This is a genomic window from Ktedonobacter racemifer DSM 44963 (assembly GCF_000178855.1).
Classification (GTDB): Bacteria; Chloroflexota; Ktedonobacteria; order Ktedonobacterales; family Ktedonobacteraceae; genus Ktedonobacter; species Ktedonobacter racemifer.
This window is the reverse complement of the sequence record NZ_ADVG01000002.1, coordinates 2238387-2253083: the sequence shown is the minus strand read 5'-3', so window position 1 is coordinate 2253083 and position 14697 is coordinate 2238387. Positions and strand designations below refer to the sequence as shown.

At 54.5% G+C, this 14697-nt stretch carries 13 protein-coding genes; 11 read left to right on the top strand and 2 right to left on the bottom strand.

The features are described 5' to 3' along the window. Positions 1-95 precede the first annotated feature (95 nt). On the bottom strand, positions 96-524 hold the full coding sequence (locus KRAC_RS70270) for an HU family DNA-binding protein (RefSeq protein ID WP_007912367.1): 429 nt from the start codon (positions 522-524) through the stop codon (positions 96-98). Positions 525-715: 191 nt separating this feature from the next. Continuing rightward, complete coding sequence (locus tag KRAC_RS26040) at positions 716-1750, bottom strand: MBL fold metallo-hydrolase (RefSeq protein ID WP_007912366.1); 1035 nt, start codon at positions 1748-1750, stop codon at positions 716-718. A 316-nt stretch (positions 1751-2066) separates the two neighbouring features. Here KRAC_RS26040 and mraZ point away from each other — a divergent pair, with 316 nt between their 5' ends. The 11 genes from mraZ to ftsA all read left to right on the top strand — a co-directional run bounded on the left by mraZ (position 2067) and on the right by ftsA (position 14672). Then, the gene (mraZ, locus tag KRAC_RS26035) at positions 2067-2474 is read left to right on the top strand and encodes a division/cell wall cluster transcriptional repressor MraZ (RefSeq protein ID WP_007912364.1); all 408 of its coding nucleotides are present in this window, start codon (positions 2067-2069) and stop codon (positions 2472-2474) included. A gap of 157 nt (positions 2475-2631) precedes the next feature. Then, entirely contained in the window at positions 2632-3594 is a 963-nt protein-coding gene (gene rsmH / locus KRAC_RS26030) for a 16S rRNA (cytosine(1402)-N(4))-methyltransferase RsmH (protein WP_007912362.1), read from the top strand. 82 nt (positions 3595-3676) lie between these two features. After that, positions 3677-4069, top strand: a complete 393-nt coding sequence (locus tag KRAC_RS26025) for a hypothetical protein (RefSeq protein WP_007912360.1) — start codon at positions 3677-3679, stop codon at positions 4067-4069. A gap of 206 nt (positions 4070-4275) precedes the next feature. Beyond that, the gene (locus tag KRAC_RS26020; RefSeq protein WP_007912357.1) at positions 4276-6021 is read left to right on the top strand and encodes a peptidoglycan D,D-transpeptidase FtsI family protein; all 1746 of its coding nucleotides are present in this window, start codon (positions 4276-4278) and stop codon (positions 6019-6021) included. A 52-nt stretch (positions 6022-6073) separates the two neighbouring features. Further along, entirely contained in the window at positions 6074-6427 is a 354-nt protein-coding gene (locus KRAC_RS26015; RefSeq protein WP_007912356.1) for a hypothetical protein, read from the top strand. Between the two features lie 179 nt (positions 6428-6606). Then, the gene (gene ftsW / locus KRAC_RS26010) at positions 6607-8274 is read left to right on the top strand and encodes a putative lipid II flippase FtsW (RefSeq protein WP_007912355.1); all 1668 of its coding nucleotides are present in this window, start codon (positions 6607-6609) and stop codon (positions 8272-8274) included. A 58-nt stretch (positions 8275-8332) separates the two neighbouring features. Beyond that, positions 8333-9493 (top strand): undecaprenyldiphospho-muramoylpentapeptide beta-N-acetylglucosaminyltransferase, encoded by a 1161-nt coding sequence (gene murG, locus KRAC_RS26005; RefSeq protein WP_007912354.1) that lies wholly within the window; start codon positions 8333-8335, stop codon positions 9491-9493. Beyond that, positions 9490-10992: a UDP-N-acetylmuramate--L-alanine ligase gene (murC, locus tag KRAC_RS26000; RefSeq protein WP_007912353.1), complete on the top strand. Its 1503-nt coding sequence runs from the start codon at positions 9490-9492 to the stop codon at positions 10990-10992. Before murG ends, murC begins: the two co-directional genes overlap by 4 nt. Before the next feature lie 28 nt (positions 10993-11020). Beyond that, the gene (gene murB / locus KRAC_RS25995) at positions 11021-12043 is read left to right on the top strand and encodes a UDP-N-acetylmuramate dehydrogenase (protein WP_007912352.1); all 1023 of its coding nucleotides are present in this window, start codon (positions 11021-11023) and stop codon (positions 12041-12043) included. Next, positions 12040-13260, top strand: coding sequence for a cell division protein FtsQ/DivIB (locus tag KRAC_RS25990; protein ID WP_007912351.1), 1221 nt, complete (start codon positions 12040-12042; stop codon positions 13258-13260). The genes murB and KRAC_RS25990 overlap by 4 nt, the downstream gene beginning before the upstream one ends. A 167-nt stretch (positions 13261-13427) precedes the next feature. After that, complete coding sequence (ftsA, locus tag KRAC_RS25985; protein WP_007912349.1) at positions 13428-14672, top strand: cell division protein FtsA; 1245 nt, start codon at positions 13428-13430, stop codon at positions 14670-14672. Positions 14673-14697 lie beyond the last annotated feature (25 nt).

The window sequence follows — 14697 nt, the reverse complement described above, 5'->3', positions numbered from 1 at the left end:
GGGAGAGCATGGCCGTTAGCTACTCGGAAGCCCTCAATCCTTGATCAGGAACTACGAAATTGGCAGTGAGAGTACATCAAGACCGATTTGATTGACTATTTCTTTTCGACAGCCTCAGAGAGTTCTTTACCGGGGGAGAAGCGTACGCGCTCTTTGGCAGGAACAACAATTTCCTTACCATCGCGTGGGTTGACGCCCTTGCGCTCGGCACTGGTACGTACCTTGAAAGAGCCGAAACCAACCAGGCGTACTTCGTCACCATTCTGAAGCGCCTCGCGGATTGAATCGAGTGTTGCCTCGAGTACTTCAGAAGCCTGTTTCTGAGAGAGTTTAGCTTGCTTGGCGATCCGCCGCGAAAGCTCTTGACGACCGATTGTTTGCGCTGTAGCAGTTTTTTCTTTGGCCATAGGTACTAAATCCTCCTTGCAACTATCAACACGTGCCGCTTGCCAATTGAGTTTCAAACAACCTTTATACACTGACGCAATCACGCGCACAAGATTGTGAAGCTTCTGAAGCGGCATCACAACCTCACTGCCGATAGGCAGTATAACATGTGAATTTAAGAAATACAAGCGTGTCACTATGGGTAAAGAATTGAACATATATAGTAAAAGGGCTTCGCAGGCTGTACGAGGCCAATGCGAAGCCGCGAAAACTGGCTTGAAAAGCCGATTGCCTGCACTTCATTTTAGAGACGATTTTTTACAGTACGCTATACCACTGAGTATCGAATAGTACCGTCGTTTGCTAGTTGTTGTATGACTTGATTTTTGTACCGCAGATATTCCAAGTGGGCGAGAACCTCAGCCACCGCCATACGCCGGGCCTCATCACTTTTTAAGCGATCCTGAAACAATTGGGCCGTAAGCGCGGCCGCATGCTGCGGCCGCGTAGCAAGTAGGGTGAGAATGGTTTGCAGGCGCATGTCATGGTGCTCAACAATTTCTGCAATGCGTTGTGCAAGGTTTGTGAAAGGTTCGCCGTGTCCTGGTAGAACCAGGCTGGCAGGCAGAGACGCTACTTTGTGTAGCGAGGCCAGAAAATCTCCCAGGGGATTAGGACGATCGCGCGTGGAATAGAGGCCGATATTGGGTGTAATGCGAGGAAGTACATGATCGGCGGAGAGGAAAATGCCATCACTTTCACGCCAGAGGCAGATCTGGCCATCCGAATGGCCAGGCACCCAGATCACGCGATAGCTCTCTCCAGCCAGGGTCAGAGAGGTGCCATCTTCAACGAGCGTAAAGGCTTCGTGAGGGGGAACATCAATAATACGTTGTCTCTCTGGTGTCTCCATCCGATTAAACCAGAGATCTGTCTCTGGCAGGCCATGCTGGGCAAAGAAGTTTGAGACGCGCTCAAAGCGCTTCCCCATGGTATTGGTCCAGATAATTTGCACGGCGGCTTCATCGATAGGATGCATATAAACAGGTACACCCGTACGGACTTGTAGCTCGCCCGAGAGACCTACATGATCGGGATGGTGATGTGTAAGGACAATAGCCTGGAGTTGATCGAGATGCAGCCCCGCCTCTGCGAGTGCCGCGTGAAAGGCTGAGCGTGCGTCTGGGGTTCCCAGAGCCGTATCGACCAGAACCCAGCCATCGGGACCAACCAGGGCATAAACATTCACTGTGCGCAGTGGAAAAGGGATGGGGAGAACAAACTTCCAGATGCCGGGCGCCACCTGGCGAACAGGCGTGGGCTGGTTGGTCTGGTATGAATGCTCTGGCGATTGCTGTTGCATACGTTTTCTAAACCTCAAGAGCGAAAAGCTGATTACAGTGTGTGAAAGTACAGATAGTTATCCTTGATTGTAGGCCGCGTGTTGCGTGTGTGTCAAATCTGTTTTTCCACAAGTTCTTCCTACTAACGCCGAAATTTGATCGAGAAGACTCTTTTCCGACAAGGCCCCGAAGTGCTACAATGTAGTGGGGAAAAGTGGGTCAAAGTGGGGAAGTAATTCGTGTAATGGAGTAGGATGGTGTTTAAGTGGGGGAATAGACTTCCGGGTAAACGCCTGGCAGAATAGTCGTCAAAGTAAGCAATCAAGCGGTGCGAGCATGTTTTTAGGCGAGTATGAGCATACTATTGACAGTAAAGGCCGTATGGCGGTTCCGGCGCGCTTTCGCGTGCAGTTGGACCGTGGGGCCGTTATTGGCAAAGGGATGGGCGCCTGTCTCTCTATCTACACTATGGCTCGCTGGGAAGAGAAGTCAAATGAACTGACGGCGGGGAAATCAAGCGAGGAATTGCGCGATTTTGAGCGCCGTATCTATCCCAGCGCGAGCGAAGTAGAACTGGATGGGCAGGGGCGTATCGTGCTTCCCGCGAAATTGCGCGCCTATGCCAGGCTGGAGACCGAGGTCACTGTCGTTGGGGTACGCGACCATATCGAGATCTGGAACCGTGGTACCTGGCAGGCCTATCAAGAGCGCCTCGACGCCGAAGGAAGTGGTATTCCCTTTTGACAGCTAGCCCCTATGCAGTAGTTTTTGGAGAACGGGGTCCAGGGGCAGCGCCCCTGGCGGGGTTTGGGGTGTCCCCACATTCTTTTTCTTCTTGTCGCCGCAGGCGGCAGAAAAAGAAGAAAAAAGAGCCAAAAGTTAAAAGAATGATGTGTGTGGCATGGAGAACGAGCAAACACGACATGTGTCCGTGATGTTGGAAGAGGTAATGGAGTATCTGCGACCCCAACCGGGAGGACACTATATTGATGGGACATTGGGAGGTGGTGGACATACAAGCGTGCTGCTGGAGCGTTCGGCTCCAGATGGCAAGGTGCTTGGTATTGATACAGATAGTAAGGCCCAGGCACGGGTGCAAGCAAGGCTGAGCAAGGAGGTTGCCGAGGGCCGTTTGATTTTAAGCCACGGCAACTTTTCTGACATGGAGCGCCTGGCGCAAGAGGCACAGTTTACCAGCGTTGATGGCATCTTGCTGGACCTGGGATTCTCCTCGGATCAGATGGATGATCCGCAGCGAGGCTTCTCCTTCAGCGCGGATGGACCGCTGGATATGCGCCTGAGCCAGGATCTCTCGCTGACGGCGGCGGATCTTGTCAATAACACAGGCGAGGAAGAGCTGGCCGATATCTTCTGGCGGTATGGCGAGGAGCGACGCTCGCGCCAGATCGCGCGTCGCATAGGACGCGAGCGCCAGAAGCGAGCCATAACCCGTACGAGCCAGCTGGCCGAGATCGCCGCCGCGGGCGTGCCTTATAAATACGGGGCGATTCACCCGGCGACACGCGTGTTCCAGGCTTTGCGGATCGCGGTCAACCAGGAGCTAGAGAGCCTGGAGACGGCTTTGCCCCAGATGCTCTCCTTGCTACAGGCTGGTGGCAAACAGGGAAGAATGGTCATTATCGCCTTCCATTCGTTGGAAGATCGCATCGTCAAAGAATTTTTACGGCGCGAGGCGAGGGATTGCCTCTGTCCCCCGCGCATACCAATGTGTATCTGTGGACACAAGGCCAGCCTGCGTATCTTGACGAATAAGCCAATCGTACCAGGCGAGCAAGAAGTAGCAGCTAACCCTCGCGCGCGCAGTGCGCGTGTACGGGCCGCTGAAGTCCTACTAAAGGCGTGATGCGTAAGTTCACGAGGTGACGAGTCGCCTCCTCATGGCGGGAGACCGTGCTTGTGCTCAATACAGGAAAGGGAGAAGGCGTATGTCGAACCAGAGAGTGAGAGCCGTGAAGGCGGAAGAGGCTGCGTCGCAAGTGGACGTGGTGAGGCTTCGCAGACAATTGCGCCCCTTTCTCTTTCGTATGGGACCGGTCGCGCTGTGTATTACCAGTGTTCTATTGATCAGCTTGATGTCGGTACTCTACCTGAGCCAGTTAGGCCAGGCTGTAGAGACAAACAACCAGTTGCAGGAGATTCGCACAACGCAAAGCCAGCTCACGCGCCAGAACCAGGACCTCTTAGAGCAATTAGCTCACGAGCGTTCTCCAGCCTATATTGATAGCGAGGCGCGCAAGCGTGGTCTGCAACCTGCTGACCCAGGCACCATCCAGGTTATTACTGTGCGTGGCCTGGAAACAGTCCCAGCCCAGCCCTGAGAAACGGGTTTGTACCGATGGCTTATAGCACAATGCCCGAACTCGTTTCCGCTTTTTCCGCTGAGATGCGTATGAAGAGAAGTAGAGCAGCAGAAAAATCTTGCCAGATGGGCGCGAGCCCTGGGGTATAAGGGGTGTCCCTTTACACTCTCCGAATTGTGACGAGAAGAATAGCAGGCAAAGATCCTGTCAGGAGGAGTAGTATTATGAGTCCAGAGCTACAGCGTGCGCGCAGTCGGCAGATGATCATCTTCCTGCTGATCTGCGTCCTGATGTTTGCGCTGTTAGGTCGGCTCTATTACTGGCAGGTTATACGCGGTCCGCAACTGGCAAAATGGGCCAATGATGAGCACATCCAGAACCAGGTAGTCGATGCGCCGCGAGGCGTGATCTATGATAGCCTGGGAGTTGTGCTCGCCACCAACGTTGTGCGCGATGATGTCTATGTAGAGCCGATCCAGTTTACCAGCGATTACACTGACGCTGAAAAGGCGCAGGTGGAGCTACAAAGTATCGTCACGAAATTACATAAAGCCCTGCCTGACCTGACAGCGGAGCAGTTAACAAAATTCTTCTCGTCAGGCCGTGCCACTGTGCGTATCGCATCGTTGATCTCGCCTGAGCAGAGCCAGCAGTTGCGTGCATCACGCATCCCATATACCTTCCTGGAGCCTCGAACGATACGCGTGTATCCCAGTGGTACCCTGGCTGCCCAGATCCTGGGATATGTTCAACCAGATAAAGGTGGACTCTATGGTATCGAGGGTTCCTACAATAAGTTGCTGGCAGGGACAGCCGGAAGCTTTACCGCGGAGACCGATCTCAATGGTAATCCGCTCACAGTAGGTTCCAGCTCTACACAACCAGTAATCGATGGCGCGAATGTTACCCTGTCTATTGACAGTACTATTCAGTATCTTGCACAGCAGGCGCTTGAGGAGCGGGTACAGCAGACGGAGGCCCTGGGGGGAACCGCGACAGTCATAGATGTGCGCACGGGTGCCATCGTCGCTATGGCAGGTGCTCCATCCTTTGATCCCAACGTCTATAGCAAATACTATGATAAGCGGGGCTGCCTGGATTCCTTGAGTGTGTACTTTAACCCGGTGCTCATGTGCACATATGAGCCTGGCTCGACCATGAAGGGCATCACCCTGGCGGCGGCTCTTGACCAGGGCGTGGTGACGCCGAATACGACCATTAATGATCCGGGGGTCATCTCGTTTCCGGATGCTGTTGCGGTCGCCAATTGGGAGTACCAGGCTCATGGTACCGAGAGTATGACACAGATCCTGGATTACTCGGCCAATGTAGGCGCCGCCAAAGTCGCGCACGATTTTCTGACGGCCAAGCGGTATTATCCCTACCTTGAGCGCTTTGGCTTTGGGCAACGCACAAATGTAGGTGGGATCGAGGCCTCTGGTGGGTATCGTACCCCTACCTCGCAGGGTTGGACGCCGAGCGACCTGACGCGCCAGGCCTTTGGTCAGAGCATTACCGCGACTCCCCTACAGGTCGTGCTGGCCTATGCCTCTATCGCCAATCAGGGAACGATGATGCGCCCCTATCTGGTACAGCAGGTTGATAATAACGGCAAGGTGACCAAAACGTCGCCCCAGGTGCTACGCCGGGTCATTAGTCAGAAGGCCGCACAGCAATTGATCCAGATGCTTACCTCGGCGGCTGACTATAATAAGCAGGTTGTGGTGCCGGGCTATAGCATCGCGGCCAAGAGTGGTACGGCAACGACTCAGGGGGTCTCAGATGATCTGACGGAGGCCTCTATCGCGGGCTTCTTACCAGCGTCAAATCCGCGTTACGCTATCCTGGTAACGTTGGATCATCCCCGTAGCACCATCTACGGTGGAACCGCCGCGGCCCCATTATGGAACAAAATCGCGGAACAAGTCATGTGGCACTATCATGTGCCCTCTGACCGACCAGTAAAGTAGGAAGCATTGGAAAACGATCAGCAGTATTGTGTGATGGCGAGAGAGGAGAACTATGCAGGAGCACAAGGATGAACCACTGTATGAGGGGCAACAGGAGCCAGGTGGCGAGCTGAGTGCAACATGGCAGGAATTATTGGGGAAGAGGGGCGAGGGCACAGATGGAGAGCCGGGCAAAGAACCCTTTGAGGTTCCCGTGCTTTCGAGCGATCCCTGGAGTGAACTGTTACAGACCAGGGGGAACGAAGAACTCGACTTACAGCAAATACACCTGGATATGAGCGCACAAGATCTTGAGCGCGCCCTGCAATTGATGCAGGAGGATGGCAAGAAAGCGCAGAAAGGCGCATTCCCTTCTGCGGATGCGCAAGTATCCGACTCGCAAGCGGGAGAAGAATCTTCCTCCTGAAATAGGATACTAGAAAATACGTTCTATGTCAAGGGTTTTGGTGGCGAACTGGTGTGGAGGTATAGCAAATCAAATAAGAAATACAGAGAAGAGGAAACAAGCAGCGGAGGAACTGAAGAAAGCAATCTGATAAGGGTAGCAATTTATCTAGGATCTCGCTAGAGAAAGACGAGCAGCTTATGGAACGGGATACATATAAGCAGGGACGTTATGCGGCGGCACGGTCGGCGAAGAGCGGCAGAGGCCAGGAGCATAAAGCAAAGCACTCTCCGCTCACTGTACGCTCGCCTGCGCTGCAATCCGCCGAGCGGCAACAGAGAAAGCCACCTGCGCCTGTGAAAAAGAGCTTCTGGCAAGAGCTTGTCGCGGGGCCAACAGAGCCAAAGAAGCGCCAGGAACGTAATAAAAAGGTCAGCTATGCCGTCGAGGGGAAAGTTGCACCTCAGATCCCTGTGCGCCGTAAGCTCCCCCCACTCAAGCGTGGAGCTGAGGCGGCGCCTGCGCGTGAGCCTGTATCCCGTGGTGGAGGCGCCAGGAGCTGGCGTAAGAATGGGCCGTCCTTTGCCGAGAATATCGCCGAGCGCTTACAGGTAGAGCGCCAGCGCGGACGGCAGCGGGTGCAAGAGCCTAACTTTGAGCCAGTGCAGGTCATGAGCAAGGAAGAACAGCAAAAGCTGCGTGAGCTTGAGATGAGCCTCTCACGTACTCCTGGTAAGGTCGATTCGGTGCTGCTGGTGGTCGTACTCGGACTGGTATGTATTGGCCTGATTATGGTCTATAGCGCAAGCTCGTTTATCTCAACGCACGATTATAATGACCCTTCCGCTTACTTTCAACGCCAGGCGATCTCAGGTTTCTTTGGCGTCATTGCGATGCTGGTCACGGCGCGCATCGATTATCGCTACTGGCGTCGTTTCTCCTTAATTGCCCTGGCAGTCGCGCTACCACTACTGGTGCTGGTATTATTCTTTGGCACCAATGCCTATGGAGCCTCACGCTGGTTTCGCATTGGTAATTCTTTCTCTTTTCAGCCAAGCGAGCTGACAAAACTAGCCCTGGCGCTGTATATTGCAGATTGGTTGGCACGTAAAGGCAACCAGGTCAGTTCATTTCTCTATGGTCTGACTCCCTTTGTGATTCTGGTAGGCTTAATTCTAGGCCTGGTCTTGCTGGAAAACGATATGGGAACCGCTATCGTTATTGCTGGACTGGCGACGGTTATGTTCTTTACAGCTGGCGCGAATATTATTCAGTTCTTGCTAGCGATGGTGGGTGGCATTCTGATCTTTATGACCCAGGCTTTTAAGGGATATCGCTTATATCGCTTGCTGGGCTTTCTCAACCCGTTTCAGAATGTGACCAGTATTAACCTGCAACTCTACCAATCGCTGCTGGCTCTTGGGTCGGGAGGCTTCCTGGGCCTGGGGTTGGGCGAGAGCCGCCAGAAGACGGGGTATCTACCCTTCCCGCATATCGATTCTATCTTTGCCATTGTCGGTGAGGAACTGGGCTTTGTGGGAGCGGCCTTGATCATTATCCTGTTTCTCTGCCTGGCCTTTCGAGGTTTCCGCCTGGCGCGTCGTACACAGGATATGTATGGCGCCTTGCTGGCAACGGGGATCACAACCTGGCTGATCTTGCAGGCGGCGGTCAATATTGGCGCTACCTCGGCCTTTATCCCATATACCGGCGTCCCATTGCCGTTTATCAGCTTTGGCGGTACCTCGCTGGTGATCTCGCTGGCGGCGGTGGGTATCTTGCTCAACATTTCACGCTACATTCGTCAGCCAGAAGATCCCGCGCTCTCGCGGCAAACAATCACAAGGACCTTTAAACGAAAAGTCTAGGAGCTGTTCTGCACGCCTGGCCGTGCCGGGAACGTAGACATCTCCAGGAAAGGGCATCATGCGAATTTTAGTATCAGGCGGAGGCACTGGGGGGCATATTTATCCTGCCCTGGCGGTGGCGACGCATTTACGAGATAGATATGACGCGGAAATTCTCTTTCTAGGGAGCGATGACGGCCTGGAGACGGAAGTCGTTCCGGCGGCTGGTCTCAAGCTTGCTACGGTGAAGGCTGGCAAACTCCAGCGCTTTATTTCCTGGAAGACGGTCAAAGGGGTGGCGCGCGTCCCCCTGGGAATGGTTCAGGCCATCTCTATTGTGCGCGAGTTTCATCCTCAGGCGGCCTTTACCAGCGGTGGCTATGTGGCCGTACCCACAGGCCTGGCGGCGAAAATCAATGGCGTCCCGCTCTTGATGCATCAGCAAGATGTGCCGCCCAATCTCTCGAATAAGCTGATTGCGCCCCTGGCCTCGCGCATCTCGGTGGCCTTCGCCGATTCTGTGCAGTATTTTCCTGCTGAGAAGACGTTGCAACTGGGGAATCCGCCGCGCCAGGAGATGCTCGACATTCGCGCAGTGACGCCAGAGCAGGCACGCGAGCAACTCGGTATGCAGCCGAATCTCCCCCTGCTGTTAGTAACTGGCGGAAGTCAGGGCGCCAGGCATCTCAATCAGGTCGTCTGCAAAGCTCTGCCGACGCTGCTCCAGCATTGCCAGGTCTTGCAAATTAGCGGCAAGAAGCTCTATGATGAGACGCGCGACCTCTCTAAGAGTATTCTGGGCCAGGCTGACGAGGAGACAAAACGGCGCTATAAGCTCGTCGCCTATATGTCGGAAGAGATGCCGCTGGCTATGCAGGCCGCGCAAATGGTCGTTTGCCGCTCCGGCGCATCGACCTTGAGCGAGTTGGCTTTGCTAGGGAAGCCAGGTATCCTGGTGCCGTTGCCGCCGGCTATTGGAGCCTCGCCCCAGGAGGCCAACGCGGCCATGTTTGGTCGCTTGCAGGCGGCGGAGGTAATCGCCAACGATGCACTCACGCCAGAACAGTTAAGCGAGCGCGTGGTGCATGCGCTAACGACGCCGACCTATGTAGAGACAATGACGAAAAATATCAGCGCTCTGGGTCGCCCAGAGGCCACGCAAGCCATCGCGGAAACCATCGTAGAGATGGCGACCGCCAAGAGTGGAAAAATAGCAAAGCGCGAGGTGGTAAACATTTGAAGAAATCGCACTTACATTTCATGGGCATAGGCGGTCATGGTATCTCATCGGTGGCGCAGATCGCGCATAACCAGGGTGAGATTGTGACCGGTTGCGACCGGCAGGAATCGGCAAACACACGTGCACTGACGCAGGTAGGGATACCAATTCAGATTGGCCATAGCGCGGAACATCTCCAGGACGCTGATGCCTTGATCATCAGCCCGGCAGTGCCCGCACTCGATCCACAGAATCCTGAACTGCTAGAAGCGCAACGCAGGGGCATCCCGGTGAAAACCTGGCAAGAGTTGCTGGGGACACTCACTGAGGGAAAGTGCCTGCTCTCGGTGTGCGGCGTGCATGGTAAGAGCTCTACGACCTCCATGCTCTCGCTGATGCTGGTCGATGCCGGTATGGACCCCACCTGCGAGATTGGTGCGGTTGTGCCGCGCTTTGGCGCAAATTATCGCCTGGGACAGAGCGAGTATTTTGTCAACGAGGCCGATGAGTTCAATCACAATTTCTGGCACTATCATCCCCGCCTGGCGGTGGTGAACGCGATTGAGTTCGAGCACCCCGAATTCTTCCACAACTACGAAGAATTCCTGTACGCGTTCGAGCATTTCGTGCGTGGCATGGATATTGCGAGTAACTGGCCGCTTCCACCAACTATCATCGTCAACATTGATAGCCCGGGATGCCGAGATCTCTGCGCCCATCTCGACGGCTGGGCTGGTTCAATCGTGAACTATAGTATACAAGATCTGAGCAGAGATACCCCTGAGCATATTGGTGACCGCCTGACCTTCGAGGCATATGACGTCAAACTAGAGGGAGAGACCTGTTTCCGCGTCAGGCTGCGCAACGCCCCCGCGGGAGTGAAGTTGCCAGATGTCCTCTACAGACTCCAACTGCCCGGCATTCACTATGTGCAGAATGCTCTAGCGGCCCTGGCGGCAGCCTACACAGTTGGTGCACCGCTGGAGTCAATTGCACGTACGCTAGAGGGCTTTACGGGAGCGAGAAGGCGTTTTGAAATTCGCCACCAGGGCGCGCTGGTCGTGGGTGAGCGCACATGCGACGACGTTATTCTGGTGGATGACTACGCGCACCATCCAACGGCCATCGCCCTGACCCTTGAGGCTGCACGCAAGCGCTATCCAGGCCGTCGCCTGATCGCCGTCTATCAGCCGCATATGTATAGCCGCACAAAGACCTTCTTTGAGCAGTTTCTCCAGGCTTTTGACGCCGCGGATATCGCTATCATCAGCGACATATTCCCCGCGCGCGAGGTGGATACTGGCCTGGTGCATACGCGACAACTGGTCTCTGAGATCGCCAAACGTCCACGCTTTAGCCAGGAAGGGGCACAAATCCTCTATGGCGGAAGCGTACAGGAGACAACACAGACTATCCAGAATAATCTGCGCTCTGGCGATATTGTGCTCATCATGGGCGCAGGCGACATCTACACCGTCAGCGAAATGTTAAAACAGACCAACCAACCAGGTCACAAATAAAAAGTAATCACAAAGGGAATCCAAACCTATGGCGTTCGATAAAGAGACAGCTTACAGTGTGTTGCAAGAGCGATTTGCGAGTGTGCGCCGTGACGAACTACTATCGCGTCACTGCACCTTTGGCGTGGGCGGACCGGCGGATATCTGGATCACACTGGAGACAAAAGAAGACCTGGTCGACCTGGTAAACGAGTGCGCGCAGAGGCGCTGGCCACTTCTCTGTCAGGGAAATGGCACCAATGTTTTGTATGCCGATGCTGGAGTGCGTGGAATTGTAGCGCGTATCGCTTTAAATAACTATCGCATTGAAGAGCGTAGTGACGGAACAGCGCTATTGACCGCGGGGGCTGGCGTGAGCTGGCCGAAGTTGCTCAATGAACTGGCGACCCTGGGCTGGGGTGGACTGGAGTTTGGTCCGGGTATCCCGGGAACGCTGGGGGGTGGCGTCATTAGTAACGCGGGCGCGCATCACGGTAATATTGGCGAGGTTTTGGAATGGGTTGAGGTGCTGGACGCACGTGCCTGCGAGGAGCATCCTGTTACAGCCACTATCGAGCGCTACCAACATGCGGAGTTGGACCTGCGTTATCGTCATAGTCGTTTCCGCGCTCAGCGCCGGGTGCAGTTCGACGAGCAGGGTCAGCCCCTGGCGGCCGACCGGCGCTTTATTGAGCCTGCTGAGATCATCATGCGGCTGGGTGTGCGTCTGCACCGTGCGGACCCGGCGGCCCTGCGTGAAACGATCAACAGCTACAAGCAGCACCGCAAGCAGACGCAGCCCCCTCAGCAGAGCGCGGGCTCGGTCTTCAAGAACCCAGAAGGAGACCACTCGGGTCGTCTGATTGAGGCGGCTGGCTTGAAAGGCTTCACGATAGGCAAGGCGCAACTATCAGAGCGCCACGCCAACTTTATTGTCAACCTTGGTGGAGCGAAGGCAGAGGATGTAGCGGCGCTCATACGAGAAGCTCATAAGCGCGTGCTAGAGCAGTTCGGCGTCGACCTGGAAATGGAGGTCGAACTGCGTGGTGAGTGGAAGGTTTCAACATCATGACACACAAACGACAACTACCAGAGCAGACGGCTACACACATCTATAAGCGAGCAGCCGTCAAACGGATGGAAGGGAGTTATGGTAGGAATGAACGCGATGGTAGAAGCGCACGCAACGCGGAACAGCCTGTAGAGAGGCCGGTTGTGTTGCAGCGCGTTGTCACAATACCGGAGGCAGATCCTTCGGCGGCATGGAATGCCTTTGCAAGGAGGCAGGAGCGGCTGAGAAGGACGAGAACAAAGCAGCCTCAGTTGTCGAGCGTACAACAGCGGGTTGCTCCCCGGACCTTTGCCAAGACGGGGTCCTGGGCTACAGGTGGGCGCATGAAGAGTATGCAAAGGCGCGTCTCGGACCCTCTATCCAGGTCGGTGCCCGTACGAAGCGGGCGCCGTAGTGTCCGGCGCGGTTTTCTCTGGAGATTAGTCAGTCTTATTGCGGGTCTTATTGTCCTTATCATAGCGTTAAGCTTCACATTCACGAGTAGCGCGTTTCGTGTTGAACAGGTGCAGGTCGTAGGAACGCATAATGCCGCACTGGTTCAGGCCATTCAGAGGCAAGGGGTACAGGGGCAGAATATCTTTCTGCTGAATATCCCGGCCTTTGAGGCACAGGTCGAGAACTTGCCTCTTGTACATTCAGCGCAAGTTAGTAAGCAATGGCCGAACCAGTTGACCGTCACGGTGCAAGAGCGTACTCCGCTCTTGCTATGGCGGACGGGTCGGGAGACCTATAGCATCGACAGTGACGGTGTGTTGATGGCCCGGGCCATCAACACACCCGGCAGCGATGCGCTCCCAACTGTCACGGCGCCACTAACAGTCATTGCTCAGGGAAACGTGAAGTCGGGCAAGGTGGCGGGGGGTGAGGGAATACAGGTGGGTATGCGGGTGGATGCAAATGAGATTCAATTTGCAAAAGACGTGTTTGAGCGTTTACCAAAGATAACTGGTATCAATGCTTTTCAATTACGTTACGATGGTACAATGTATGCTAATACTATGGATGGGCGGGGAACGCAGGGACGTAGTAAAGGCTCGTATGTAGTAGAGAGCCAGGATGGTTGGAAGGCTTATCTAGGAGGTGCGGACGACACCAACTCGTTGGAGAATCGGCTTTTGACATTGAAGGCCATTTTGGATATGGCCAGGGAGCAACAACTGTCACTGGCCAGTATTGACCTTCGTTATGGGCTGCGTCCAGTGTATACTCTTAAGTAAATGCCAGCCAGTCGCGTGGCAGTAAATTGAAATGGATTGAGAGCGAGGCTATGAGGAAGCAACGGAGCGTGGTGCATGTGGCAGTGAAAGTGGTGGTTTACTGCCAGAGCGAAAATCATCGTTGTAGTGCGTCTCACAGTTGTACCGCCCAATAGGAGCGTAAAATCGTGCAAGAGCGGGTGATCGTCGGAATTGACGTTGGAACAACAAAAGTCTGTGTCCTGGTTGGCGAGCTTGATCGTGACGGGAAGCTGAACATTGTTGGCGTTGGCACCTGCCCTTCGCAGGGCTTGCGCCGCGGAGTGGTGGTAAACATAGAAGAGACTGTTACCTCTATCGCGGCATCGTTAGACCGTGCGGAGCGCCTGTCGGGGAAGAAAATCTCCGCTGCCTATGTCGGTATAGCGGGTAGCCACATTGATTCACAGAACAGCAAGGGATTTGTCGCCATCTCGCCAAATCATCGTGATATTGTGCAGGATGACATCAGCCGGGCTATTGAGATAGCGCAAGCGATAGCGATCCCCGCGAACCGTGAAGTGATCCATGTGATCCCCAGGGGCTATGTCGTGGATGGCCAGGAGGGCATTAAGAACCCGATTGGCATGTCAGGTTTCCGCCTGGAAGTCGAGACCCATATTATCACGGGCGCCGTCTCTTCGATCCATAATTTGATTAAATGTGTGCATCGCGCGCATGTAGATATTGAAGACCTGGTTCTGGAGCCGCTGGCCTCAAGCGAGGCTGTGCTTGCTGAAGGCGAGACCGACCTGGGTGTGGCCCTGGTCGATATTGGTGGCGGCACCACGGATATTGCTATCTTTGCGGATGGAGCTATCTGGCAGACGGTTGTCCTGGGGGTCGGTGGGAATCACGTTACCAGTGATATCGCGATTGGGCTGCGTTTGCCGCCTGCGGTCGCTGAAGAGTTGAAGATTACATATGGGCATTGTGATCCTGATAGCATCGATGAAGACGATATGATCGACCTGTCACAGTTTATGCCTGATTGCAATGACCTGGTCCCGCGGAAGTTGCTGGCGCAGATTATTCAGGCCCGTGTTGAAGAGCTATTTGGCATGGTGCATGAAGAGATCAAGAAATCGGGTTATGATGGCTTGCTGACGGCTGGCATTGTCATTACGGGTGGGTGCGCGGAACTACCCGGTATTCTAGATGTTGCGGCACGTACACTGGATATTCCAGCGCGTATAGGGACTCCTTTGGGGATGCACGGACTGGCTGATTCCATTAGCCGACCGGCATATTCAACGGCGGTTGGCCTGCTATTGTGGGGGTTGCGTCATACCTCGCTCATGATTGATGAGGACGACGGGTATGGAGATGGAGGAGCCGATATGAAGTCGCGCTTTAGCTTTCTAGGGCGCCTGGTGCGTGCATTTTTTCCTTAGACTGAGTTTTTACATACTTCTTATC

Excerpts from the sequence above, each read along its gene's own strand:
- KRAC_RS70270 (WP_007912367.1), bottom strand. The coding sequence starts at position 524 with ATGCCGCTTCAGAAGCTTCACAATCTTGTGCGCGTGATTGCGTCAGTG.
- KRAC_RS26040 (WP_007912366.1), bottom strand. The coding sequence starts at position 1,750 with ATGCAACAGCAATCGCCAGAGCATTCATACCAGACCAACCAGCCCACG.
- mraZ (WP_007912364.1), top strand. The coding sequence starts at position 2,067 with ATGTTTTTAGGCGAGTATGAGCATACTATTGACAGTAAAGGCCGTATG.
- rsmH (WP_007912362.1), top strand. The coding sequence starts at position 2,632 with ATGGAGAACGAGCAAACACGACATGTGTCCGTGATGTTGGAAGAGGTA.
- KRAC_RS26025 (WP_007912360.1), top strand. The coding sequence starts at position 3,677 with ATGTCGAACCAGAGAGTGAGAGCCGTGAAGGCGGAAGAGGCTGCGTCG.
- KRAC_RS26020 (WP_007912357.1), top strand. The coding sequence starts at position 4,276 with ATGAGTCCAGAGCTACAGCGTGCGCGCAGTCGGCAGATGATCATCTTC.
- KRAC_RS26015 (WP_007912356.1), top strand. The coding sequence starts at position 6,074 with ATGCAGGAGCACAAGGATGAACCACTGTATGAGGGGCAACAGGAGCCA.
- ftsW (WP_007912355.1), top strand. The coding sequence starts at position 6,607 with ATGGAACGGGATACATATAAGCAGGGACGTTATGCGGCGGCACGGTCG.
- murG (WP_007912354.1), top strand. The coding sequence starts at position 8,333 with ATGCGAATTTTAGTATCAGGCGGAGGCACTGGGGGGCATATTTATCCT.
- murB (WP_007912352.1), top strand. The coding sequence starts at position 11,021 with ATGGCGTTCGATAAAGAGACAGCTTACAGTGTGTTGCAAGAGCGATTT.
- KRAC_RS25990 (WP_007912351.1), top strand. The coding sequence starts at position 12,040 with ATGACACACAAACGACAACTACCAGAGCAGACGGCTACACACATCTAT.